At 55.0% G+C, this 23,846-nt stretch carries 21 protein-coding genes; 9 read left to right on the top strand and 12 right to left on the bottom strand.

The window, feature by feature from the left end:
• Positions 1-22: 22 nt before the first annotated feature.
• Together hemG and hemN are read right to left on the bottom strand one after the other, a co-directional pair.
• A complete protein-coding gene (hemG, locus tag AC01ZF_RS12125; RefSeq protein ID WP_424677072.1) occupies positions 23-1,447 on the bottom strand; it encodes a protoporphyrinogen oxidase in 1,425 nt (474 codons plus the stop codon).
• Positions 1,448-1,459: 12 nt separating this feature from the next.
• Positions 1,460-2,833 (bottom strand): oxygen-independent coproporphyrinogen III oxidase, encoded by a 1,374-nt coding sequence (hemN, locus tag AC01ZF_RS12120; protein ID WP_424677073.1) that lies wholly within the window; start codon positions 2,831-2,833, stop codon positions 1,460-1,462.
• Between the two features lie 348 nt (positions 2,834-3,181).
• Between hemN and AC01ZF_RS12115 the strand changes: the two genes are divergently transcribed.
• The 4 genes from AC01ZF_RS12115 (at position 3,182) to AC01ZF_RS12100 (ending at position 8,604) form a co-directional block, all read left to right on the top strand.
• Positions 3,182-4,033, top strand: a complete 852-nt coding sequence (locus tag AC01ZF_RS12115; protein WP_428113045.1) for a class I SAM-dependent methyltransferase — start codon at positions 3,182-3,184, stop codon at positions 4,031-4,033.
• Between the two features lie 112 nt (positions 4,034-4,145).
• A complete protein-coding gene (locus AC01ZF_RS12110) occupies positions 4,146-5,414 on the top strand; it encodes a glycosyltransferase family 4 protein (RefSeq protein ID WP_424677075.1) in 1,269 nt (422 codons plus the stop codon).
• Between the two features lie 37 nt (positions 5,415-5,451).
• Positions 5,452-6,222, top strand: a complete 771-nt coding sequence (locus tag AC01ZF_RS12105; RefSeq protein ID WP_476575380.1) for a hypothetical protein — start codon at positions 5,452-5,454, stop codon at positions 6,220-6,222.
• A gap of 60 nt (positions 6,223-6,282) precedes the next feature.
• A complete protein-coding gene (locus tag AC01ZF_RS12100) occupies positions 6,283-8,604 on the top strand; it encodes an exo-alpha-sialidase (RefSeq protein ID WP_476575379.1) in 2,322 nt (773 codons plus the stop codon).
• 109 nt (positions 8,605-8,713) lie between these two features.
• Here the strand turns inward: AC01ZF_RS12100 and AC01ZF_RS12095 are convergent, their stop codons facing one another.
• The 3 genes from AC01ZF_RS12095 to AC01ZF_RS12085 all read right to left on the bottom strand — a co-directional run bounded on the left by AC01ZF_RS12095 (position 8,714) and on the right by AC01ZF_RS12085 (position 13,175).
• Positions 8,714-9,631, bottom strand: coding sequence for a nitroreductase family protein (locus AC01ZF_RS12095; protein WP_424677402.1), 918 nt, complete (start codon positions 9,629-9,631; stop codon positions 8,714-8,716).
• Between the two features lie 67 nt (positions 9,632-9,698).
• Positions 9,699-12,044 (bottom strand): FTR1 family iron permease, encoded by a 2,346-nt coding sequence (locus AC01ZF_RS12090; RefSeq protein ID WP_476575378.1) that lies wholly within the window; start codon positions 12,042-12,044, stop codon positions 9,699-9,701.
• A gap of 42 nt (positions 12,045-12,086) precedes the next feature.
• Positions 12,087-13,175, bottom strand: a complete 1,089-nt coding sequence (locus AC01ZF_RS12085) for an imelysin family protein (RefSeq protein ID WP_428132381.1) — start codon at positions 13,173-13,175, stop codon at positions 12,087-12,089.
• 140 nt (positions 13,176-13,315) lie between these two features.
• Here AC01ZF_RS12085 and AC01ZF_RS12080 point away from each other — a divergent pair, with 140 nt between their 5' ends.
• Positions 13,316-13,444: a hypothetical protein gene (locus AC01ZF_RS12080; RefSeq protein WP_424677406.1), complete on the top strand. Its 129-nt coding sequence runs from the start codon at positions 13,316-13,318 to the stop codon at positions 13,442-13,444.
• Positions 13,445-13,650: 206 nt separating this feature from the next.
• Positions 13,651-15,150 (top strand): glycosyltransferase family 39 protein, encoded by a 1,500-nt coding sequence (locus tag AC01ZF_RS12075; protein ID WP_476575377.1) that lies wholly within the window; start codon positions 13,651-13,653, stop codon positions 15,148-15,150.
• A 52-nt stretch (positions 15,151-15,202) separates the two neighbouring features.
• On the opposite strand, the gene AC01ZF_RS12070 is transcribed toward AC01ZF_RS12075, so the two are convergent.
• Positions 15,203-15,844 (bottom strand): histidine phosphatase family protein, encoded by a 642-nt coding sequence (locus AC01ZF_RS12070; RefSeq protein WP_424677408.1) that lies wholly within the window; start codon positions 15,842-15,844, stop codon positions 15,203-15,205.
• A 192-nt stretch (positions 15,845-16,036) separates the two neighbouring features.
• Here AC01ZF_RS12070 and AC01ZF_RS12065 point away from each other — a divergent pair, with 192 nt between their 5' ends.
• Positions 16,037-16,432: a diacylglycerol kinase family protein gene (locus AC01ZF_RS12065; RefSeq protein WP_424677409.1), complete on the top strand. Its 396-nt coding sequence runs from the start codon at positions 16,037-16,039 to the stop codon at positions 16,430-16,432.
• A 165-nt stretch (positions 16,433-16,597) separates the two neighbouring features.
• The gene (locus AC01ZF_RS12060; RefSeq protein WP_424677410.1) at positions 16,598-18,271 is read left to right on the top strand and encodes an ABC1 kinase family protein; all 1,674 of its coding nucleotides are present in this window, start codon (positions 16,598-16,600) and stop codon (positions 18,269-18,271) included.
• A 13-nt stretch (positions 18,272-18,284) separates the two neighbouring features.
• Here AC01ZF_RS12060 and purN read toward each other — a convergent pair whose 3' ends face one another.
• Both purN and purD read right to left on the bottom strand, forming a co-directional pair.
• A complete protein-coding gene (gene purN, locus AC01ZF_RS12055) occupies positions 18,285-18,902 on the bottom strand; it encodes a phosphoribosylglycinamide formyltransferase (protein ID WP_424677411.1) in 618 nt (205 codons plus the stop codon).
• Positions 18,903-18,905: 3 nt separating this feature from the next.
• A complete protein-coding gene (purD, locus tag AC01ZF_RS12050; protein WP_424677412.1) occupies positions 18,906-20,150 on the bottom strand; it encodes a phosphoribosylamine--glycine ligase in 1,245 nt (414 codons plus the stop codon).
• 104 nt (positions 20,151-20,254) lie between these two features.
• Between purD and AC01ZF_RS12045 the strand changes: the two genes are divergently transcribed.
• On the top strand, positions 20,255-20,710 hold the full coding sequence (locus tag AC01ZF_RS12045) for a GIY-YIG nuclease family protein (RefSeq protein WP_424677413.1): 456 nt from the start codon (positions 20,255-20,257) through the stop codon (positions 20,708-20,710).
• Positions 20,711-21,069: 359 nt separating this feature from the next.
• On the opposite strand, the gene AC01ZF_RS12040 is transcribed toward AC01ZF_RS12045, so the two are convergent.
• From AC01ZF_RS12040 to AC01ZF_RS12025, 4 genes are read right to left on the bottom strand one after another with little or no spacing between them, the layout of a single operon-like run.
• Positions 21,070-21,396, bottom strand: a complete 327-nt coding sequence (locus AC01ZF_RS12040; RefSeq protein WP_424676059.1) for a hypothetical protein — start codon at positions 21,394-21,396, stop codon at positions 21,070-21,072.
• A 23-nt stretch (positions 21,397-21,419) separates the two neighbouring features.
• Complete coding sequence (locus AC01ZF_RS12035; RefSeq protein ID WP_424676058.1) at positions 21,420-22,655, bottom strand: hypothetical protein; 1,236 nt, start codon at positions 22,653-22,655, stop codon at positions 21,420-21,422.
• An 18-nt stretch (positions 22,656-22,673) separates the two neighbouring features.
• Positions 22,674-23,291 (bottom strand): c-type cytochrome, encoded by a 618-nt coding sequence (locus AC01ZF_RS12030; protein WP_424676057.1) that lies wholly within the window; start codon positions 23,289-23,291, stop codon positions 22,674-22,676.
• A 9-nt stretch (positions 23,292-23,300) separates the two neighbouring features.
• Positions 23,301-23,840 carry a DUF3341 domain-containing protein gene (locus AC01ZF_RS12025; RefSeq protein WP_424676056.1) on the bottom strand — a complete coding sequence of 180 codons (540 nt, stop codon included), beginning with the start codon at positions 23,838-23,840 and terminating at the stop codon, positions 23,301-23,303.
• Positions 23,841-23,846 lie beyond the last annotated feature (6 nt).

Genomic DNA, 23,846 nt, shown 5'->3' with positions numbered 1-23,846 from the left:
GATGCCAACTGCCCGCTCCTGCTTACCCGCGTGCCTGTTCCAGCGTATCGGTAGTCGTGCCTTGCGCGTCGAGCGCTGCTGCAATCCGTTCGCCCGCTCCAACACCGCTAGCCCACGTCTTCGGGACACCGATCCCACCGCGGTAACTACCGGTCAGTTGCAATGTTGGACGCCGCTGTTCGAGCCGTTCGAGGGTTGCGATCCGCTCACGATGACCGATCGTGTATTGTGCAATTGCGTGGCGCCAGCGCGTGACGTGGGTCAGCAGTGGTTGGCCCCGAATACCCAACACTTCTTGATTGTCACGGATGGCCGATTCGATCAGCGCCTCTTCGCTCTGTTCAGCAACTTCTGGCCGGATCGCACCACCCGACAACGTGATCGTTAAGACACGGTCAGGCGGGGCCACGTGTGGGAAGAGGCTAGACGCCCATAAAATCCCCAAAAACTGCCGACGTTCGCTTGAAGGAGCCAAAACCCCAAATCCGTTCAGTTCGTGCGAGAGCTGATCGCGGCGAAAACCGAGGTGAACGACGGATACCGGTGCATATGGGATGCTGCGGAGCGCGCTCGCTGCCGCCGGATCAAGCGCTTCAACGAGTTCGGCGGCGACGTAGGCCGGTGTTGCGATGATCACACTGCGCGTCGTGATCGTCTCAAGACGGCCTGTTCCATCAACCGTCACTTCCCAATACGTGCCGAGATCACGCAGGCCGACAGCCCTACGCCCTGTCCAGACATTGCCGGCGCCAAGGGCGCGGGCGATAGCTCGCGGCCAATCGGCTAATCCGCCTTGAAAACTGAAGGTTCGACTCCGCATCTTGGGTTCGCTGATGAGTGTTTTTTGCTTCGGACGCTTGAGCATCCCGCGCACGATACTCCCGCCGCGCTGCGCCGCTTCCCAGAGCGAGGGGAAGACTGCCGCCGCCGACAGTTGATTGGGATCGCCGGCGTAGACTCCGGCCACAAACGGATCGAGCAAGTGAGCAACTGCTTCATGGCCGATCCGTCGGCTGAAGAAAGCGGCAACACTCTCTTCACCGGTAGGTGTACCGATATTGACAAATGGTTCGCCCAGCACACGCAATTTACCGCGCCACGAGAGCAAACGGGTCGTGATCAGTCCTACCGGCGACGACGGAATCTCTATCGGCGTGCCGTTGATCAAAATGTATCGTCGTCTGCCACACCGTGCTGCCGGTCTGATCCGATCATGCAGACCGAGATCGATCAACTCCTGCCACAGACGCACGTCATTCGTCCCAATCGTATTTGGCCCGCAGTCGAGTGTGAAACCTTCGGGCGTGGTAATGCTGTGGATCACGCCGCCGACCCGATTGGCAGCTTCGATCACCAACACGCGGTACCCTCGTTTATAGAGGGTATAGGCTGCCGCCAACCCGCCAATACCACCCCCGATCACGACACTGTCGTAGTTTGCCATCATCGTCGTGACTCCTCATACTGTGCTCGAAAAGAGTGGCCGTGTCGTTGTCTGCTGGAGATAGCGATCCAACTCCATTGCCAAATTACGGACAAAAAACCGTCCACGTTCGGTTACCCGCAAGCGGTGTGATTCAACCTCGATCAAGCCATCATCGGCGTATGCAGCGATTCGCTCGATTTCGGCAGGAAAAACATCACCAAGACGTTGACCTGTTGGAGGTAGTTTCAGATCAAACGGTACTTCGAGGTTGCACATCAGATGCATGATCGCCTTCCGCCGCATCAGATCATCATCGCTCAGCCGCATACCGCGCGTGATCGGTAACCGTCCGGCGTCAATTGCGCGCTGGTAATGGCCGAGGTGCGCATCATTTTGGGCATACCGACCGGCCAAATCACCGATAGCACTCATACCGAACCCGATCTGGTGTGGCGCAGGTAAAACGGTATACCCCATAAAATTGCGTTGCAACCGTCGCTCGCGGGCTGCGATTGCCAGTTCATCATCGGCCAACGCAAAGTGATCCATACCGATCCAGTCGTATCCAACTGCGGTAAGCGTATCAATTGCTTGCCGGAAAAGCTGGAACTTCTCGTAACCGGTCGGCAGTTGACGAGCATCGACCCGTTTCTGATTCGGGCGCGCTTGCGGTAAGTGCGCATAGCTAAAACAGGCAATGCGGTCGGGGCGTAAATCAATGATCGCCTGTAATGTCGTGGCAAAGCTTGTTGGTGTCTGATACGGTAGCCCGTACACGAGGTCGATGTTGATACTGGTGAATCCGGCATCTCGGGCAGCATAGACGACCGTTTGGGTCTGGTTGAGTGGTTGGATGCGCCCGATAGCCACTTGCACGTTGTGCGCAATGTCTTGTACCCCAAAACTGATCCGGTTAAACCCTAATTCGCGGAAGAGAAAGATTTGCTCGCGACTGCCGATGCGCGGATCAACTTCTAACGCTACCTCTGCCGCCGGATCAATGGTAAAAACGGTGTGCAAGAGTTTCATCAGGCGTCGACTCTGCGCTTCGTTCAAGAAATTGGGCGTGCCACCACCCCAGTGCAATTGTACCACCTGCCGCCCTGTACCTAACGTCGCCGTGACCAATTCGAGTTCGCGCTCTAGCCGGTCGAGATAGTGATCGACGACATCTGTCCGTTTGGTTGCAGTGGCATTGCATCCGCAATAGGCGCATCGTTCGGCACAGAAGGGTAGATGGACATAGACGCTGATGGGGTCGGTCGTGGTGGCGACTTCGCAGAGGGCTGCTAGGTAATCCTCGGCGGTAAAATCGCTCTGCCAATGGGGAACGGTCGGGTAGCTGGTGTAGCGCGGGCCGGGACGGTTGTAGCGGTCGATCGTTGCGCGGGTGATCTCGACAGTCATAACAGCCCCTTTTGCCTATGGATCGGTGTAGTTCTGTTTGCAAACTACGCGAACATGAAAAGACTTTGCTCGTGAACTCTAGAGTAAAAGCGCATGATCGACTCTGATTGTAGCATGATAGTCAATCATTTGATGATTTGAGTAAATAGTTGCTGCTACCTGTTAAAAGTCAGTTTAGCTCGTACCAATGCGATCTACGATGGTTTGTCTTGTTGCAAGAGTTGCGAAAGCGTAACCATCAATGACTAATTTTTTTCGTTGTCTGCTATCGGTCTGCATTTTACCGTAATTCTCATGCTATACTGAGACGCCGCATCTGGCGGTATCGTGGATGAAGTGGTATTGGGTATGAACCGTTCGCAACATCGACCGATTAGGCTGAGCGCATTGCGCTGTATTGCTTACGAAGTAGCGCTCAACGGTTGGCGAATTCTGCGCCGGACCGTTAACGATTTTAGCCTCTGGCGATTGATCGAATATCCGTGGGCGACCAAGGCACTCGATGTTCGTCGTGGTGACTTGGTCGTTGATATTGGATCGGGTACCTCCTCGTTTCCCCATATGTTGGCCAAAGAAGGGGTAGATGTGGTGGTGCTTGAGCTTGATCCGGATCGGGTGCGGTGGCAGCAGGCCAAACGTGCGGCAACGGCGCGCCCCGGCGATGGCCGGTTTTTTCCGATTGTTGCCAGCGCTGCGGCGATGCCGTTTCGATCCGATTCGGTGGCCCGGATCGCTGCCGTCTCGACTCTCGAACATATCCCTGATGATGAGGCGGTTGGTCGTGAAATTGGCCGGGTGTTAGCCCCAAATGGTATTGCCGTGATTACTATTCCGTATACCAGCGGTGAGCGTACCGGCTTCTTCGAGGGGATTCGACGCTTCAAGCGGGTGGCCCGCAACGCTTTCGTCCAAGAGGGAAAGCCTGGTTCGTTTTTTCGCTTCTACAACGATGCGGATATTCAACGGGTGTATGTCCAACCCGCTGGATTGCAGATCAGTCCGTTGTGTGGGTTTGGTCGCTCAATCCTCAATTGGCGTTATCACGAGACGAAGTTAACCCGCTTTTGGCGCACGTTTATCCTGAAAGATTTGTTGTTGGCCTGGATTGTTCATCCGCTTGAAGAGCGGTTTGATCGTACCGATCCGCTCTATGTTATGTTTACCCTACGCAAGCCTGCCTCAACTACGCCCGTTTCCTGATGAGGGGTGAGCATGGTAGCATGCGCCAATCAGATTTGCGTGCAATCGGGAACAAAATGATGCCGATCAGCGTCTTCATCATGGCACGGTATATTCAATCATGGGATCTAGCATGCGCCTTCTATATATTTTGCCGCGCTATGATCAGGCGGCAATGGGTAACCGTATTCATACCGAGATTATTCTTGCGTGGCGCTCGATGGGGATTGATGCGGAGGTGCTGAGTTTCACCACCGATCGGCGTTCCCCCTCTCGTACTGTCGAAGACGGGATCGTCGTTCATCGGTTGCCATCGGGTGGTACCTTACCGATACGGTTCGCGAACCGCGCGTTAGCTACGATCTTTCCCTATCCCTATCTCGCAGCCGCTATCGCTGGGTTACGGCAGTTCTTTGCTACCGCTCCCCCGTTTGATCTCTGCCACATCGAGACAGCTTTCCCCCTAGGTTTTGCTGCGGTAGTGGCCCCTCGCCACTCCCCTCCATTAGCGGTTACCCTGCCCGGTGCCGATGTGATGGCCGAGCCAGAGTACGATTACGGCTATGCCCGTTTTCCGGCCGTGCGCGCGATCTTGCCCCTCGTTTTTCGCCGTGCGTTGGTGATCCGTGCTGATGCGCCTCAGATTCGGGAATTGGCGATTGCGCGGGGTGCGTCACCAACGAAGGTAACCGCGATCCCGTATAACATTACGGTTGATAGCTTTCCACCGCCCGATGTATCGCTTGCTGAATTTCGGAGTCGTAGTCGGGCGGCGGTGGTCGCTCGTCATCAGCTCGATCCGCACCGCCCGATTATTCTGAGCCTCAATCGGTTGCATCCGTTCAAGGGCATCGCCTTTCTGGTTGAGGCAATCCCGACCCTGCGTGCGGCAGGGTTGGCCCCTCAGATTGTGATCGTTGGCCCGAACCGTTCGACACCACGCTTCGGTGATTATGGTGCATTGTTGTGTCGTCGCGCTGCCGAATTGGGAGCGGCAGCCGACGTGGTGTTGACCGGGGCTATTCCCCACCACGAAGCGCTGACCTATTTGGCTGCCGCTGATGTGGCGGTGGTGCCCTCGGTGGCCGAGTCGTTCAGTCGGGTTGTGATTGAAGCCTGTGCCGCCGGAACACCGCCGGTCGTTACCCGCACGACCGGCGCGAGTGCGTATGTGGCGGCAGCCCAAGCCGGTATGGTGGTCGAACCGCGTTCTGGTCCGGCAATTGGTACGGCCATCGCCGCCTTGCTTCACGACCCGACAACGTGGCGTGCGTATAGTGCGCGAGCGGTTGCTTTGTCCCGTCAATTCACGTCACAGCGGATTGCTGCCGATCTTGCGCAGACTTACCACGCCGCGCTGCGTGGTGGACCACTGCCGGCACCGATAGCAATCGGCCAATGATCGCCTATGTTGGATAGTGATGTAAGGAGGAATGTGTATGGCCCGACATATGAAACTTACGCCTCTCATCGCAATTGCTGCAGTCACGATTGCCGTGGCGGTTGCCTTGCTCATGACCCTCCGTCCCGGTCAAGCCGAAGAAGGTGGCCCGATTTTGCAGTATCCACCCGAACCACCGGCGCCGACCGTCGGCCCGAACCCGACCGTTCCCGCCGGCTTGGCCGCCGGCCCACGGTTTGTCGCCGATTTCGCGACCGCCGATAGTCTGGCGGCGTGGACGTTGGTCGATCTCGATTTCGTTATCGCCGGCGATGAAGGCAACTGGCTGATCGACAACGGGCGGTTGCGCCAGAACTTTGCCGGTGAACTGCGCAACAGTGCCCTCACCCAAGTTGCGGCCCTCGCGCCCGTCACGGTCGGCGATGGGGTTGTGCGGGTGAGCTTCTACGATGAGTTCAACGGGATTGCCGGGCTGGTGGCGCGCTATCAGGGGGAGGTGGGCTACGAAGCGAGCTACTACCGGGTCCGCCTGCTCAAGAACGAGTACGCAGCGACGCCGAAGTACGCGCTGGAGAAGGTGGTCGAAGGCGTGGTCACGCCATTAGCGACGGTGGAGGGGCCGGGGTTTGCGCCACGGCAGTGGCATGTGGTTGAGTTCGAGCTGCGCGGGGGCGCGCTGACGGTGCGGTTCAACGGCAAGGTGCTGCTGCAGGCGGAGGACGCCCAGCCGCTGCCGGCCGGTCGGGTGGGGGTCTATACCCGTGCCCTCGGTGGGATCATGTTTGATGATCTGATCGTTGCTCCTTAGATACGAGCATTGTCTATCGTCTCCGCATCCTAGTCACTGAACGAATAAGGAGAAGACCGTATGGCGCGCAGTATCTCCGTGAGTACCGCCATTATGCTACTGATCATAACCCTCCTGGTGAGCCTCTTTCCCCATCATTCCCAAGCTCAAGAAGGTGCTGCCTTCGTGCGTGAAATCGATCTGGTTGCCAGTAATACGAAATACCCGCAACTCGCGGTGAACGCCAACGGAGTCTACGTGAGTGCAACCGACGGTATCTCTGCGACCGAGCGAGGTATGGTGACGCTGTGGGTGAAGGGTGAAGAAGATGCTGCTTTTCCCGCCCCGCTCCAGCTTGGCACCGTTGAAGCCGGTATTGCCCAAGATTGGGTGCAAACCGCCGTTGCAACCGCACCGACGGGTGAGGTGTACGTGTTGTGGATTGATCAAAAGGCCAAGAGAATTCATCTGCGCCGACGCGAGCCGGGTGGCAACTGGCATCCGGCTACGTTTGAAGTGATACGGATGAGTAGTGATAGCTTTGCCGTCGAGCCGGCCCTAGCCGTGCGCAGCAACGGTCAGCTCATTGCCGCATGGCGTGACGGTAAGAACATCAATTTCGCCTTTTCCAATGACCGTGGCGCAACATGGTCACCGGTAGGAATGATTACCGCGGTCGCTGCCTACAAGTCGCAAACGGCATTAGCTGCCGGTCCCAACGGCGAGGTGGCCATTACCTTTACCCGCGACACCCCGCGTCCCCTCCACGTGATGGTCGCTCTCTGGAACGGTACGTCGTTCAATACCCCGATTGATGTCAACGGCAGCACATCGGCCGTCTTTGCCGATGCCAGTGTTTCCTTCAGTCCAGATCCCGCTCCGAATACCCGCATTGTCGTGGCATTTCGTGGCGCCGATGATGGCATCTTTATCGCCGAAAAGCCGGTAACCGCCATAGGCAGTCCGTGGTCGGCGGTGCAAATCATCGGTGGCAAAGGTGATGGTCGGGTATCCGTCGACTACGATCGGCTTGGTAATCTGCACCTTACATGGATTAGACAAGGGGCGCGCGGCAATCGCAATGCCAATCAATTGTTTTACACCGCTCGCCCAGTGGGGCAAGGGTTCTTGCCGGTGGTTAGTACACCAACCGTTGCCCCAGTGTTTAACGCTTGGGGGAAAGCCCGCGCCGGCAGTCGCGCATATATGCATGTCGCACACGAGATCTTTCAGGGTACCCTACCGAAGCCGCGCTACGTCCTTTTCCGCGCGCCAGGTGGTTTGCCTGATTCACCACCACTCATCGAAAATGGAGCTCCCATCGTTGGTGGCGTGGGCAGAAATACCGTGAATATCACCTTCCCCAATCTCTCGACGACGAACCTTCCCGATCAGGTGCGCTGGCGGTGGGGTGCACCGCCGACCGATACCGAGAACGACTCGGGTGGTTGGCAACCGTTTACCCCGACCGGCCCAACCAGCGTCTTGACGGTTCCGATCCCGGCGACATTGCAGACCGACATCGGCTGTGTGGAACGTGTCTTGTACACACAGCTCCGTCGCTCGACCGACGGTTTGGTCGGTCAGGTTGAGGCTGATGGTGTGATCATCGATACATCCGTATTGGGTGGTATCTTGATTGCCAATCCCTTCTCCCGCTGGAAGACTTCACCGTTTACCTCGGTGACGCTTGCCGATCTGATCGGTGAGGGCGGCGCGAGCGATGGTCACCCCAATTATACCCGCGTGCCGGCGCTCTTCGTCGAAGTACGTAGTCTCGGTGATTGTAGCGGGTTACAACGTTTTGCCCTTGCTCCCAACACGGCAACGTTGAACAGCGTGAATAATCTGGCGATTAGCAATGGTCGGTTTGCCAACGTGTTACCCTATCCCGGTACCATCGGTGAAGGCCCAATGCCGGTGGTCGTGCAAATGCGAGATGCCCTTGGCAATACGATGCAGGTCGTTCGCACCTTGACCTACGATGTCACACCGCCGGTGCTGAACGGTGGTACGCTTCAAGCACTCGCCATCCCTGCTGCGCCAACGATCTTGGTCGAGCTCCAATTTAGCAGCCTCAGTGTGACCGATAACCTTTATCCTGGTCGTGGGTTTTGGGGAGTCTGGTTAGCCAATAGTCGAACAACCGTGGCCGATCCGGCGAACGATCCCAATCTCGTGTGGATACCGGTCGAAGCACCGGGAGATACCGGTACTTTTCGTATCGTCTGGAGTCTGGCAAGTGGGTTGCCGGAAGCGCAACTCACACCGGGAGACTATTACGTCTATGCCCGGGTGCTTGATGGAGCCGGTAATCCGAGTGCAGCGGTGTTACCGGTGGCCTCGATCACGTTAGAGCAAGTTACTCTACCGACGGTGTTTCTACCGCTACTGAACCGGTAGTGCTATATTCGGTGCCGGCGGTGGCGTAAGGCGGTTTAGAGCAGTAGGTATCATACAGTAGCTTCCGGTCGGGATAGCACACGTGGTATTCCAACCGGAAGCGAATAACTTATGCCGATGGATCACCATGCCACACGACCTTGCCCGTTAGTGATCGGCGTTGAGCCTGTGGCCAATCATTGCGGGCTGAGCGACCGACGTAGAAAAAGCCAAGCAGGCGGGTTGGCGGGGTAAAACCGACGACTTCGGCAACATGAGGGTGAATCGCACAGGCACCGCTCGTCCATTTACCCGCCAATCGAAATGCACTCGCCATGAGATGCATGTTGTGTACAGCACAACCGACGGCGATCAATTCTTCCCACTCTGGCCGTTTGGGGTTTGGGTGCATCCCGATAGCAATCCAAACCGGTGCTTTCCAGACTCGTCGGCGTTGAACTTCTTCCCCGGCGCTATTAGCAGGTTGGTCTGGATTCAGTAATCGGTATGCGGTGGCAAAAGCCTCACCGAGGGTTTGCCGCGCTGAACCGCTGTATACGCTAAAACGCCACGGTTCGGTTTGACCGTGGCTGGGTGCCCAATTAGCCGCTTCGAGCAAGGTTGTTACGGTCTGAAAATCGAGTGGATCGGGTGCGATGTCGGTCAAGGCAAAACTTCGGCGTGTGGCAATGAGATTATACAGGTGTTGAGGATCGACTGGATCATCAATAGGGGGTGGTGAAACGATCATGGTTTCGGCGTCCAATCGGTCGCTAGCTTGCTGCATCAATTCAATCAATCGCGATCGTAGTTGTTCGGCTTGGCGAAGCGGTGGATGGAATGGAATCCACACCGATGCTGTTTGGCCGTGTCCACTAACGTGGAGTTCCATCCCGTCGGCTTGGAGCACGGTCAAGCAGGCCGTCTGCGCCCAAGATATACCTGCTAATCCGCGGGCATACATCAGCACTACGTCGGCGTGGTCACTATTCATGTGTTCAATGGCCTTTGCTGCCAAGGCAGCAATTGGATCTTGATGGGTGATCATAGTAGTTCCTCGGGTAATTCATTGACTTACGTATCGTTTCATTTCTCGATGTAGCAAACGCGGTAACCTACCTCGCCGCTGTGTATCGATATTGTTCGCGCCGCTGCATATATTCGGCGAGATAGTAACTGCCGATAACAAAAACGGCCGCTGCTAGTTGTAGACCGATCCCTTCCCACGTTGGGTAGAGGCCAAACCAGAAACCGCTCCAGTACGGTAGTTCGAGCTGGCGAATTGGGTGGATCGGTAGCCAACCAATGACTTGTAAGATATTGACGGTATGCCCGACCATTTGCAGGAGAACCGCTCCGATCAGAATACCGGTCACGATCAACATCTTTTTGTGTGGCAATTTAGCTTGCATCACAAAGACGGCCACTCCGACTAAGCTAGTTAATGCTAGCCCTAAACCGACACCGAGCAAGACAATGGTGACGGTTCCTTCAAGTGTAAGTGCCTGTAAGAATAGTACCGTCTCAAACCCCTCACGGTAAATACTGGCAAATCCAAGGGCAATGAGACCAAACCATTGTCCAGTTTGCTGGCCCAAAATCTGCTTTTTCTGCTGATGGAATGATGACATCCAATCCTTCCAATAGATATCGTGGAAAAACCAATTGGTAATCAGAAGAAGGACGGCAATTGCGATCAATGATACAATGGCTTCCAGCGTTTCACCGAAACGGGCCATTGCCATTAATGCACCTTGGGCAAGGAACCATGTTAACATTGTCGCGAAGAGCGCCAATCCGGCGCCAATCCAGAGCGGTCGCCGCAATCGGCGTTGAGCCGCCGTTTTGAAACTACCCATTAGTGAAGCTAAGATCAGTACAGCTTCGAGCCCTTCACGAAAGACAATTACGGCCGCATTGGTAATAATAGCCGGTGGCGCATTGCTGCCGGCTAAGGCTTGTTCGGCCTCGCTAAGTACTTGATCAAGTGCCTCCCTCGTGGCGGCAATCTCAGTTGACGATGCGCGCTGTTCGATCAGATAGGCCAATCCTTTGTGATCGTGTTGTCCGTACCAGAAATAGTTCTCAATGATCGGTTTGTATTGGGGAGCAAACGCGATCAGCTTGGCCTCAGGTCCGATCTCCATCATCGCATAAGCCTCAAGACGGGCCGATTCGGCTAGTTCGTATTCACCGGCACGAACGGCATGCTCCATCTGATCGAGGATCGAGCGGATTACATCAAAATCGGCGCTATTATCTTGCTTCTGCCATTCCGGTGGTAAGAGAGTGTGGAGATCGGTGATGAGGTTCTCGGTAGCCGCACGAATCATTGCCGGATCGGCCACAGTTTGCCGATTACCGGTTTGTGCTAATACGGTGCCTAATTCAGTAAACTGGGTCATCACCTTGGCGGTGAGTGTTGGATTGCGCTGCTCCAGGAGATCGTGCAAGTCGGTAAAGGCGGCTAATGCCCCAGCGTGAAAGGTTATGGCTTCACGAATTTCCAGATCAACGGTGACTTGCCCGTTGCGTACTCCTCGTTCGTATTCAATCGGGACGAGTTTCAAGAATCGCAATAACTGGCTGCTGCGCCGAACTCTTTCAGTAGCGCTGAGCGGGGCAGCACGAAACCCGCTCAACATCGCGTGGGCCTGTATTAGCCAATAATCGATTGGCCGACCGGTGAGGGCAGCACGTTCGAGTTCGCTAAACACGTGTTGTGTAGTAGTAGCGGCCTCATTTCCACGTTGGGTAGCGTAAGCAGGGGTGATAATCGCAAAGTAGCCGGTTGCTAGACTGGCTGCTTCAGCCCGTCGGATGGCAAAACCCTGTTCGTCGACTGCTGCCAAGGTCGTTAACGCTTCATACAGGCGTGCTTGATAGGTATCGAGTAGGTCGGCCTCTACCGCAGCGAGTGCTTCTACGGGTGCTATCATACCGGCTGTTGCGGCGAGTACTGCTTTGGTTGCATCGGCATTTGGACGGGTAAAGCGATTAGCATGGCGGAATTCGCGCACGGCTAGCCATTGTTGGGCAGTAGCGGGATCACCAGCTCGTAGTGATTCGGTGACGATAGTATAACTGCCTTTCAGCAGTGCAGTCCAAATTCGAGTCCGGGCAGCTGCAAACAGTAGTTGGTCAGACGTTACCGATGCTTGCCGGGCCAGCGCGAAGCCGTCTTTGATCGCAGAGTCGATGTCTGGTGCGTATCGGATAATCGATGGCGCCAGCATGCTGTATTCTTGCTGCAGGTAATCGATAGTCTGCTGGGTTGTTGTTGGATCGGACAGACCGGCGATTTGCAGCGTAACCAATGTAGCTCGAATGTGTTCAGCGAGTTGACCCGGTGCAACAGTCTGAGCAGAGCTATCGGTTGCACTGAGGTGGCATCCAATGGTGATGAGAAGCAGGGTAATCAAACCGGATCGCACAATACAATGATGGATACAGCGATTCATATGCTACTCCCTAGTAGAGAGACGAGTTAGTCATCAATTGCCTTACTCGGTGATAGGTATACCGAGTGCTCCCGCCACCTGACTAATTTGACCGGTAATCGCAGTAGCACGGTTCTGTGCTTCAGCCCCAAGGATGTCAGCCTCTTCAGGTGTAAAGCGCCGGCCATTACGTTCCTGGGTATAAATATCGGCGACAAATGCCTTTAGGTCCCTTAGACCGATAGCGATTTGCTCAGCTTGTACCGGATCGACCATTGCTACCCGTGGTCGGATTTGGGTATAGACAATCTCTAGACCACTGAGAATATCCTGGATGTCGGCCAAGCGCGAAATGACATTAAAGTCGCGTTGCGTTGTGGCCTCGCCGAGTACAAAGCGTGAATCGCGCCACGAAGCGAAGTATTCGCTCATCGTTGGTACCATGACAACGAGGGCTGTGAAGGCGTCTCTTTCGGTCGGTACCCACGATTGCGCTGCAGCATTAAGTTCACTGGCCATGACTGCTAATTGGTCGGTGCTAGCCTTTAAAACCTGAGCATCGGGCAATATTTCGCCAAATTCGATTACGCCGTTACCGTTCCAATCGGTGGGTACGGCTGTCGTGAAGGCCGGTTCTGTTCCCCATAGCGTACTTTCCGTTACGCCAAAGAGATTACCCGGTTTCGATAAGACACGACCGTCGGGAAGAATGAGATCAAAAGAGACAGCATTAGCAGGGTCTTCGTCACCAGCAGTACCGGCATCGAGGTCAACATCAAATTGAGCTAATACTGGCGTACCGGCAACAATGCCTTCCATCTTTTCATAGATAGGACTGGCCGTTATCCAAGCCTCGCGAGCGGTCGTAATTACATTCATGGCTGCTTGCGTTTGCTGTTGCCAGAGTGTCGCATAATCGAACCCGAAAGTTTGGGCGAGGTCGTAGTAACGATTAGCGGCAGTTTGTAATTGGGCAGTAGTGATTACAAGTGCGTTGGTCTGTTCCAACAAATAGGTTTTGATCCCGGTTAAGTCAGTGGTCATTGTCACGACAGTTGGGGTTGGTGTACTTGCTTGACTGCATGCACCCACACTGAAACTGAATAGGGTAAGCAAACCAACGACAAGATTAAGACGAAGCAAGCGGATCATAGTTTGTTTCCTCCGTCACGTAATGTACACCCCATGTAGATACTTATTGGTTCCGGCAAAAGATGGCAACCTCGTTATTTAGAATATGCTAATAAATCAAGTTTGTCAAACAAAAACTTCTAAAAATAACGACACCTGCTGTGGTCGACAGTGACGATTCGTTGTACGATGGAGCCGGTAATCCGAGTGCAACGGCCTTACCGGTAGCAACCATCTCGATTGAACAGGTGACGTTGCCGCAGGTGATGCTCCCGATGGTGCTGCGGTAGCCTGGCATACAATCTTCCTTGACCAACAGATGGACGCCATCATCGTGTCCATCTGTTGAATTTGTGCTGCTGAGCAGTGCAGCGTTGGTGATGATTCGTCGTACAATAGCAAACGAGTTGCTAGTGCTGTATTACCGGCATCGCAAAGCTGTGTGTTTATCAGATTGCACCTATTCGTTTTTGTTTTGTTCTTGTTGAAGGACTATATGCCAACCTTCGTTCATACTCGGCTCATGAAATGGATGGAACCGATACGCACGTTCTTGGCGCGGCGTGAGTTTGGGCCATTCGTGATCGTGTTGGTCTTTGTTGTGCTCTTGCCCATCAGCCTACCTCGGATTGCGCTGAGCGATGAGGTACAGTATTACGCCTATCTGCGCTCGCTCTACTTTGATCACGATCTCGATTTTTACAATGAGTATCAACACTTCGCTACAATCGGGCTGCAACGGAATGACCTGGCAGTATTCAATGCCTTGCTGCGCCCCGATGATAACAATCCCAACCCAGTGACCGGCAAACTACGCAATGTTGCCCCCGTTGGTTCGGCAATTCTTTGGTTTCCCGGTTTTTTCCTGGCCGATGTGTGGGTGCAAGTGGCGAACACGTTCGGTGCAGAGATCGCACGCGATGGTTTCAGTCCGCCCTACATTACTGCTGTTTGCTTCATGTCGGCGCTGTATAGCTTAGCCGGTTTATTACTGACCTACCGGCTGGCACGTATCTATGCCGGTCAGTTACCGGCTTTGCTGTCTACACTCACTATCTTTCTCGCTACTCCACTGGTTTTCTATACCTACCTCGCCATGGCGTGGTCGCATGCCAATGGATTTTTTTTATTTGCCCTCTTTCTCACGATCTGGCTCCGTGGGCGTGAGGGGAACATCGGCCAAAGCGATGGGCGACGGCATTGGAGTGTCTGGCTTGCGTTGGGTGTTGTTGCCGGATTAATGGTTATGACCCGTGAGCAGTTGGGGCTGCTCTTAATCATTCCGGCATTTGAGGCGCTGGCGGCGTATGTTGGGGCACTCCGGCGACGGCAATGGGCGGTGATGCGCGAGCTGATCATAGGCCATGCCGTGTTTCTTGGCGTTTTTATCTTGGCACTCACGCCACAACTGGCCGCCTATTGGGTGCTCAATGGGCGGATCGGTCCCTCGACGACGGTGGAAAGTAAATTAGGGGTGGTGCATCTTGGCCCGTTTCCATTACTTGTTAGCCCTCACTTTTTCGGTACGCTCCTCGATCCCGCTCATGGCGCGTTCCTGTGGAGTCCGATCCTCGTTGTCGCGCTCATCGGCCTACCCTGGCTCTTTTGGCGTGATGGACCGTTGGCATTACTCCTTTTGATCGGTTTTCTGGCTCAAGTCTACATTAACGGTGCCTTCGGTACTACGTGGCATCTGAGTGGCTCGTTCGGGTTTCGGCGTCTCATTGAGTGTACGCCGATCTTTACCCTCGGACTGGCAGCATTGATCGCTTGGCTTCAGTCGCGGGTGGGTTGGAAGCCATTACTGATCGGTTCACTTGTTTTCGTCGCGTGGAATGTGGGATTAATTGCTCAGTGGACATTTCTTCGCACCGAGTTACGGAAGGGGCTGATCTGGGATGGAATGTTGTATTATCAATTACAAGTTCCGCTCCAGATTCTTATGCGGCTCTCTGATATTTTGTTCAATCGCTGTAGCTTGATCATCAATTGCTGATCGTCGGTGCAGATCGGAGCAACCACCGATTGCTCCGATCTGCTGCCCGCTGTCACAACGCATGCTGCTGTTCGCGCGTTGTTGCCAAATGACCAAGGTGGCATGCCTCGCTGAGACTAATCAGATAGGGGAGATCGTCGCCGTATTCGATCACGCTAATACTGGCATTCGTTACCCAAATCCGATTAATTCGATCCATATTCATCCCCAGTGCGTCGGCGACCAAAATCTTGACGATCACATCATGGGTACTGATTAAGACGGTTTGGTGCGCATGCTCAACACAGATCCGCTCACGAAAATCGAGGACACGCTTTAGTACATTCGAGAAACTCTCGCCGCCCGGCATCTGTGAGCGGGTAGGGTGTTGTCGCCACTCACGCAATCCATCGGCGTATTTCTCCATGATCTCGTGGATATACTTCCCTTCCCACTCGCCGTGGTTGATCTCAAGTAAGGCGTCATCGTAAATGATGTTGAGGCCGGGGTGATGGGCAACGATGGCTTGCGCAGTATGAGCTGCTCGTTGGAGCCGGCTGCTGTATACCACATCGATCTTTTCGTGGCGAAGGCGCTCGCCCAATGCCAGTGCCTGTTGCCGGCCTAATTCAGAGAGCGGTGCGTCTTGTTGACCTTGATATCGATTAATCCGGTTCCATTCGCTCTCGCCATGGCGTACAATAATCAGTCGCATATATACCGTGCCCTTGATGTAGTGAAGCTGTCGATCACGCAGGGCTATTATAGCTGAAGGTGGTATCTCTCGTATGTTCATGTACGAGTGTTGGGAGACAGAGCGCATAGAGTGAGTAGTGGCATCGTTTCTAGCCGTATTTGGTATCATTGACACGATGCTATCGTCATTGCTAAGAGAGGAATGATCTGTATGGCTGCGCCGATCGATCGCAGCACACGTCGTTTATTAGCCGCATTCCGCTACGCCTTTACCGGTATTGGCTATCTGGCGCGTACTCAACGTAACTTTCAGATCCATCTCCTCATCGGATCAATCGCGATTGCCCTGGGGATTGTCCTCCGCATCACGCACGCGGAATGGATGATCTTAAGCCTGACGATTGGGATGGTTTTGGCGGCAGAGGGTTTTAATACCGCAATCGAAGCGGTTGTCGATTTAGCGACCCGCGAACGTCATCCCCTGGCCCAGATCGCCAAAGACGTAGCTGCCGGCACCGTCTTAATCTGTGCCTGTATCGCCGTTGTTATCGGTATCCTCATGTTTGGGCCACGTTTGTGGATGCTGTGGCTTGGGCTAACGTCGTGAAGCCAACATCAACCGCATAGCGCGATAACATCACCACTTCCGGCCAAAATTAGAGTATACTACCCGTGCAGATGTACGTACCCCGCTAATCGAACGTGAAGCCATCGGCGTCGCTTTGGTATGACTGTGGTTTTAGCGTTATTGGGCTATTAGGTAAAACAACGTATGTGGCCACTGGTTCGGCAGGCCCGCCATCTTGGCCGTTACCGTGAAATCGTGCAAGTCTTAGTTCATCACGGTTTTGGCTATCTGGTCGATCAGCTTGGATTAACCTCTCTTTTGTCGCTGCCACGTCGCGTGATCCTTCGCGCACCGACACCGTCTCCGCTCAATAATGCCGAGCGCCTCCGTGAAGCCTTGATCGAACTTGGACCGACGTTTGTCAAATTAGGGCAGGCCTTGAGTACTCGTCCCGATCTGCTTCCTGCCGATTTGATCGCCGAGTTGAGCAAACTGCAAGATACAGTGCCTCCGTTTCCCGGCCAACAGGCGATTAATCTGATCGAAACTACGTTCGGTCGGCCAATCGAACAACTCTTTCAAACCTTTGATCCGCAGCCCCTCGCAGCCGCTTCGTTGGGGCAAGTTCATGCTGCCACTCTGCCCAACGGTACAGCGGTGGTGGTAAAGGTGCAGCGGCCCGATATTGCGGCGCGTATTCAGACCGATTTGGCGATTCTGGCTGATTTGGCTGCCTTGGCCCAAGAACGACTCGCGTTCGCCGCTCAGTACAATCTGAGCGAGATCATTTGGGAGTTCAGTGCTACTCTACGCGCCGAACTTGATTATGTGCGCGAAGCTCGCAACACCGATCGCTTTCGCCAGATGTTTTGCGCCAATCCGCATATCTTCATTCCGTGTGTCTACTGGGAGTATACTGACACGCGCATCTTGACGACCGAGCGGGTGTTCGGCATTAAACTGAACGATATGGCTACCCTCCGCGCTGCCGGTGTTGATTTGGCCCGGTTGGCCCGGGCTAGTGTTAACATTACGTTGACCGAGATCTTCGAATATGGCTTCTTTCATAGCGATCCCCATCCGGGCAACTTTTTTGTGATCGATGGCGAGGTACTCGGAGTGGTCGATTTTGGTCAGGTTGGCACGCTGGATCAGACCACGGTGCAGGGCTTGTTGTGGATGATGGGCGCGTTAGTTAACCACGATAGTCAAGCGCTTCTCCGCGCTCTTGAACGGCTTGGCGTCATCCAACGTCGTGCAGCCACGGCAGCACTGCGGCGCGATTTGGAACGCTTCGTGGAGGGATTTGTCGACCGCCCGCTCGGTATGATATCGGCACGTGAAACGTTTGATGGTCTTACTACGCTGCTCCGTCGGCACCGACTGGTCATTCCCGGCCCCCTGGCAACACTCCTGAAGACGGTGGTGATGATGGAAGGATTAGGCATGCAGCTCGATCCGACCTTGAACGTGTTCGAGGCTGCCCGTCCCTACATTCAGCAAGCGCTGCGTGAACAGGTCTCTCCGGCTGTTTTGGGGGCGCAGGCTCTGGCGAGTGGGCGTGAACTCGGTGAGTTGGCATTTGAAATACCTGAGCAGATTAGCCAAAGTCTCCACCGCCTCAACGAGGGTGAGCTGCGTCTGCAAACCCGCGAATTGGAGTTACGCCGGGTGGCCGGTGCACTGATCGGTGCAGCCAACCGCCTGGCGCTCGCGATCGTGGTGTCGGCGTTTATTATCGGAGTGGCCGTCGTGGCGGTAGCAATGCGTATGCTCGATTGGTACGGTATTTTACCGTGGACACTCCTGTTTGTTGGGATTGGTGGAGTGGTGACCGGCGGGATCATGTTGACATTAGCATTGTTGCGCCGTGAATAAGCGTAGCGGTTTGTTACCCTAATAATCGATTTACCGTCTCTACAATCAACCGTCGTTCCACTGTTTTGATCCGCTCGTGGAGCGACTCAACAGTGTCATCAGGTAGGACCGGCACTTCAGCTCTTGCCAAGACGGGGCCATCGTCAACCCGCGGTGTCACCCGATGAATCGTGCAACCGGTTACCGGCAACTTAAGGCGGATAGCGTCGGCGACGACGTGGGCACCACGTAGAGCCGGAATCACGATTCCATTGCTAGTTGTGACTGTATCACCGCCGTCGGTGGGCAACAGAGCCGGATGTTGATTGATGACCTTATCCGGAAACCGTTCGAGAAATACCGGCGAAAGCACGCGCATAAAACCGGCCAATACAATGAGATCTGGTTCAAAACAGGCGATAACACCGGCCAACCGTTGTTCCCACTGTTGCCGGAGTGGACCACGTGATGCGGTGAGAGGGATGTGGGCAGCGGCAATACCGGCCTTAAGCGCACGTTGTAGGCCATACGATTGTGCCCGATCGCTGACGACCAATGTCACCTCGCCGGCCAATGCACCGGCAGCTTGGGCATCAAGGAGCGCTTGCAGATTACTGCCACTGCCGCTCAGCAGGACCGCGATGCCAGGCACAATCTACTCCTGTCCAATATCGCGGCGGAAATGCTTACCCTCGAAGCGGATCTGCTCGACAGTCGTGTAGGCTCGTTCGCGCGCTTGTTTCAGCGTTGAGCCAAGGCCGGTTACGCCGAGCACACGTCCGCCGGCGGTGCATAGACCGTTCGGGCCAACCGCAGTTCCTGCGTGGAAGACCAATACCTGATCCTCGTCGAGTGCCTCAACTCCGCGGATCAGATCACCCTTTCGCGGACGACTGGGGTAACCGGCGGCACACAACACGACACAGACGGCATACCGTTTGCGCCAGCGGAGCATATCCGGCTGCAATTGGTCGGTAGCACAAGCGTACAAAGCACCGAGAAAATCGCCTTCGAGCAGCGGCAACACCGTCTGTGCTTCCGGATCACCAAACCGTGCATTGAACTCCAGTACTTTTGGGCCGTCGGCGGTGAGGATAATGCCGGCGTATAACAGGCCACGGAACGGCGTCCCCCGTCGGGCTAGCTCATTGACGACCGGCTGCATACAGCGATTGACGATTTCATCGAGCAGCGCCGGTGTCACCTCATTAACCGGAGCGATCACTCCCATTCCACCGGTGTTGGGTCCGCGGTCGCCCTCTTCTAGCCGCTTGTGATCGCGAGCCGGTGGTAATGGCCACAACCGTGTACCATCGCAAAGCGCCTGCACCGACACTTCCCGTCCGTACAAACGCTCCTCGAGCAAGAGATGATGCCCTGCGGGAATGGTACTCAGTTTGGCAATTGCTTCTATCGTCTCGTCAAGTGTCTCAGCTACGATCACGCCTTTGCCGAGCGCCAGGCCATCGGCTTTGACGACCCAAGCCTTGCCGCTGGCGCGGGCAAACTCGGCAGCTTCGGTAGCCGAAGCAAAGACATGGCTTTGTGCAGTTGGTACGCCGGTCGCCGCCATGATCTCTTTAGCGAACGATTTACTACTTTCAATCCGGGCCGCGGCGGCTGTTGGGCCGAATGCCGGGATACCGGCAGCTTGAAATGCATCGACAATCCCATCGGCGAGCGGGTTATCGGGGCCAACTACCACCAGATCGATCTTTTCTTGCTGAGCGAGGTCGATCAGTGCGGGGTGATCGTCAAGCGGAAAAGGAACATTCCGGCCATACCGTCCGGTACCGGGATTGCCAGGGATGGTGAGAAGTTTGGTAAAGTTAGGTGAGTTGGCAATTTTCCACGCCAATGCGTGCTCGCGTCCGCCGGAACCAATAAGTAGTACGTTCATAAGCTTTTCAATCACGTTGAACGGCCGGTTGCCATACCATCGCCGTAAGTATAGCATGGGTCTGGCGATTATTCGACAATCGATGTGACTGGAGTAGCGACTACATGGAAGTCTTTGCCGTAGCGCCGGGTATGTTGAGCAAACTGCCGTACCTACGCACGTCAGGTACATATCTCTTACATCTACGCTTAACCCAACCGCTCAACCAGCTTGCAATCGGGCGACTGGGCAGGTTTGATCTGGCTGCCGGTCACTATTACTATGTCGGCAGTGCGTTTGGGGCAGGTGGCCTGGCGGCGCGGCTCCGGCGACATTGTCTCGTGAACAAACGTCCGCATTGGCACATCGATTACCTACGCCCCTATCTCGAACTCGAAATGATATGGGTAGCGACGGGGAAAGAGCGGTTGGAGTGCCGTTGGTGTACTGCTTTAGCAACGGTACCTGGGTTAGTGCGTCCTATTCCACACTTCGGAGCATCTGATACGGGTTGTGGTGGGCACCTGTTTTACGCTACGATGGCTGTACCGAACATTGCTACGTGGCTGGTCGGTAATTGACAATAACACAGGAGTGAGTTCACAACCCACTCCTGCACCTATCTGAAACAGATTCACGCTCTGATCGTGTTGCCCGTGGCCGTCCAGTCTTGTCACCCCGAGCGGAGCGAGGGGTCTTACCCAACCCGCTCAGATTCCTCGCTCCGCTCGGAATGACAAAAGGGTGGTATCAGGCGCGGAATGACAAATAAGGTGGTATCAGGCGCGGAATGACAAAGAGGTGGTATCAGGCGCGGAATGACAAAAAGGTGGCATCACGCGCGGAATGGCACGAAGGCGGTAGCGTGTTGCCGTGACCGTCCGGTCTTGTCACCCCGCGCGGAGCGCGGGGTCTTGTTACCCCCGATCAGATCTTCGTCCTACTCACGTACCGGCAAGCCGCGTTCAACGATCAGATCCATCGCCCGGTCGATTGGGATATGTACCTTACCCTCCATCGTATAGCCATAGCTATTGAGGAGTGTCCGCGCCTCGGAGACATAACTGCGATAGGTATTCCCTGTCACCGGCGCCGGTTGTGGGGTGAAGGGTACACGCCCTGCTAACAACACCACTAGGCTTAACATAATAAACACCATTAAACCGGCAATCATCAGGCGGCTCAGAGGTGGTTCAGCCATCGTGCGGGTCTGCTGAGCCGGTCGTGGCGCATACCGTGGTGCAGAATAGGTTGGGCGATAGCTCATAGTCGTCTCTCCTCAGCATTAGGTTAGTGATGACCGCTATTCTGCAACTGCTCCATATTGGGATCACGCAGCGGCAACAGCGGTGCTTGTTGCACATTAGCAGCAAAGAGGGCAACTACCAGGCCGATCAAACCAATCGGTGCGGCAATATCGGTCAAGGTAATATCCCACACATGCTCGCGGAACTCCGGAAGCACGATCCACGCCATGTCAACGAAGCGCATAAAGACAATCCAACCGGCAATTGTCGCAAGGGTTGTCAGATTGCGCTTGGTACCACGGAACAGTAAGACGAAGAAGGGCAACGCGAACGCAAATAGCATCAGGGCCAACGCCACAAAGACCCAACCGTGCTGCGTGCGATGTATGTACCATGGCGTAAATTCGGCCACATCACCCGACCAGATAATCACCAACTGACCGTAGGACATATATGTCCACAGGACGGTGAAGGCAAACATGAGCTTGCCAATATCGTGGATCGGCTTCACCGACACGTATTCACGGAAGAGGCTCGCATCGCGCACGCGGTTCATCATCAGCGCAAGGAATGCCAGCGTCATGAGGCCGGAGTTAGCAATATAGTGCGCACCGTAAATCGTCGAGAACCAGTGTGGGTCGAGCGACATCGTCACATCGAACGAGAAGAAGGTTACGGTGATTACAAACAGAGCCACGCCGATACCGCTCAGTCGGCGCATACGGGTCGCCAACTTCTTCGGATCACCGCCGGCGTCCTGCTGGCGTGACCAGCTTCGCAGCGTATAGGCGAGCAGCGTCCAGATCGCGAAGAAAATGGCAATACGAGCGGTGACCCAGATTGGGCTAAGCCATGGCACCTTGTGCGCGATAATCGGGTCGTACTCAGTACCACCAGGGGTCACGATTTCGGGGTTAGCCCACTCGTACAGTGGGTGTTCAAGCCCAAGCGCCTTGTACGTATCGAAATAGCCGAGCGCAATTGGAATGAAGAGCAGCCCCATGATCGGCAGCGTTGCTGCACCGGCTTCGAGCATTCGCCGCACGGTGACGCCCCATGCGCCGCCCGTAAGGTGCTGCACCATCAGAAAACCGAGGCAGCCGAGCGGGATAGTCATTGCTACATAGTAGCCATAGATATACGACTCGAAGAACGAGGTTGGGTTGAGAAAATATCCGGCAACCAAAACACCGATTCCTATCACGGCAGCGGTCAGGCCGAGCACCTGAACCTGCCCAAGCTGGGGAATGCGGGTCTGCGAGATACTTGTCGTAGCCATGGATCCTAACCTTCCAGCCTAATTGCCGAGCTTTGCGCGCTCAGCGGGAGGCACGTCATCGATAGTTGCATTCTGGCTCAGTTGCAAAGCCCGGATGTATGCGGCAATAGCCCAGCGATCTTCGGGTGTAATCCGCGAAGCGTAGCTATACATTGACTGATAGCCGCCGTTGTTCGGATCGCCGCGATACACACCGTTCGTTATAATCACGAAGAAATGGCTGAGCGGTGCTTCACGCAAGCGCTGTTGGTGAAAATTCGCCGGTACGATACCACCCCGCTCAGCGACCATGCTTGCTCCGTACCCTGCCTCGCCGTGGCACACCGCACAATAAATGTTGTACTTCAGTTGCCCGCGCAGCAGCAGGTCTTTGGTCACCGGGAAGGGCATCGCGTCCACTTCCTTGCCATCGACGAGACCGGTGTAGAGAAACTCATCGGTCTTAATCACCTCATACGGGATTGCCCCCGGTACATTTGGCCGCGACGAACGGCCATCGGCAAAAAAGCTGCTCGGTTCGTAGGTTGTGTACTTCTGCTGGTCGTACATGTCTTGGTGACATGCAGTTAACAAGAACACCAACAGGCCAATCCAACCAAAGCGAATAATGCGCGATGTGAGGCGAGGCGTCTGCATGGGTTTCCCTCAGTATGGCACTTCTGAAACCTGCATCGGGTTAAGCGAGCGCAGGAATTGCGAAGTGCGCGAGCGATCAAACAGCGGATCCGTCGACTCAATGCACAAGAAGAAGGCGTCTTGCGACGCATGCTGAAACCGTGGCACGTTGAAGACCGGGTGGTACGGAGCCGGCAGGCCATTGAGCACCACCATTCCAATGGCCGAGGCAAATGAAGCGAGCAGAATCCCGCTCTCGAAGGTGATCGGGATCATTGCCGGCCAGTTGGTAATATCGAGGGGACGACCACCGATATTCAGCGGGTAATCAACCAGATTACCAATATACTGCAGAATAAACCCGGTAGCGGCACCGATCAGGCCGAATAGCAGCACTAAGCGTGGCACACCGGTATCGCCGTGGGCAATCTCTTCAATCACCTCTTCGATTGGGAAAGGTGAGAAGGCGTCCATCTTTGTGTAGCCTGCTGCTTTGGCTTTCCGGGTTGCTTCGATCAACGCTTCTGGCGTAGGGAATTCTGCCATCACGCCGTAGACATCGTTACGCATCGTTCT

The organism is Chloroflexus sp. (assembly GCF_056331925.1).
The sequence above is the reverse complement of the archived record's forward strand: the minus strand, read 5'-3'. Positions and strand labels throughout refer to the sequence as shown.

What these genes read in the sequence shown, in the direction of transcription:
- hemG (WP_424677072.1), bottom strand. Translation starts at nt 1,447, where the DNA reads ATGATGGCAAACTACGACAGTGTCGTGATCGGGGGTGGTATTGGCGGG.
- AC01ZF_RS12065 (WP_424677409.1), top strand. Translation starts at nt 16,037, where the DNA reads ATGGCTGCGCCGATCGATCGCAGCACACGTCGTTTATTAGCCGCATTC.
- AC01ZF_RS12085 (WP_428132381.1), bottom strand. Translation starts at nt 13,175, where the DNA reads ATGATCCGCTTGCTTCGTCTTAATCTTGTCGTTGGTTTGCTTACCCTA.
- AC01ZF_RS12075 (WP_476575377.1), top strand. Translation starts at nt 13,651, where the DNA reads ATGCCAACCTTCGTTCATACTCGGCTCATGAAATGGATGGAACCGATA.
- AC01ZF_RS12100 (WP_476575379.1), top strand. Translation starts at nt 6,283, where the DNA reads ATGGCGCGCAGTATCTCCGTGAGTACCGCCATTATGCTACTGATCATA.
- AC01ZF_RS12070 (WP_424677408.1), bottom strand. Translation starts at nt 15,844, where the DNA reads ATGCGACTGATTATTGTACGCCATGGCGAGAGCGAATGGAACCGGATT.
- AC01ZF_RS12105 (WP_476575380.1), top strand. Translation starts at nt 5,452, where the DNA reads ATGGCCCGACATATGAAACTTACGCCTCTCATCGCAATTGCTGCAGTC.
- AC01ZF_RS12025 (WP_424676056.1), bottom strand. Translation starts at nt 23,840, where the DNA reads ATGCGTAACGATGTCTACGGCGTGATGGCAGAATTCCCTACGCCAGAA.
- AC01ZF_RS12030 (WP_424676057.1), bottom strand. Translation starts at nt 23,291, where the DNA reads ATGCAGACGCCTCGCCTCACATCGCGCATTATTCGCTTTGGTTGGATT.
- AC01ZF_RS12095 (WP_424677402.1), bottom strand. Translation starts at nt 9,631, where the DNA reads ATGATCACCCATCAAGATCCAATTGCTGCCTTGGCAGCAAAGGCCATT.
- AC01ZF_RS12040 (WP_424676059.1), bottom strand. Translation starts at nt 21,396, where the DNA reads ATGAGCTATCGCCCAACCTATTCTGCACCACGGTATGCGCCACGACCG.
- AC01ZF_RS12115 (WP_428113045.1), top strand. Translation starts at nt 3,182, where the DNA reads ATGAACCGTTCGCAACATCGACCGATTAGGCTGAGCGCATTGCGCTGT.
- hemN (WP_424677073.1), bottom strand. Translation starts at nt 2,833, where the DNA reads ATGACTGTCGAGATCACCCGCGCAACGATCGACCGCTACAACCGTCCC.
- AC01ZF_RS12110 (WP_424677075.1), top strand. Translation starts at nt 4,146, where the DNA reads ATGCGCCTTCTATATATTTTGCCGCGCTATGATCAGGCGGCAATGGGT.
- purD (WP_424677412.1), bottom strand. Translation starts at nt 20,150, where the DNA reads ATGAACGTACTACTTATTGGTTCCGGCGGACGCGAGCACGCATTGGCG.
- AC01ZF_RS12045 (WP_424677413.1), top strand. Translation starts at nt 20,255, where the DNA reads ATGGAAGTCTTTGCCGTAGCGCCGGGTATGTTGAGCAAACTGCCGTAC.
- AC01ZF_RS12090 (WP_476575378.1), bottom strand. Translation starts at nt 12,044, where the DNA reads ATGAATCGCTGTATCCATCATTGTATTGTGCGATCCGGTTTGATTACC.
- AC01ZF_RS12035 (WP_424676058.1), bottom strand. Translation starts at nt 22,655, where the DNA reads ATGGCTACGACAAGTATCTCGCAGACCCGCATTCCCCAGCTTGGGCAG.
- AC01ZF_RS12060 (WP_424677410.1), top strand. Translation starts at nt 16,598, where the DNA reads ATGTGGCCACTGGTTCGGCAGGCCCGCCATCTTGGCCGTTACCGTGAA.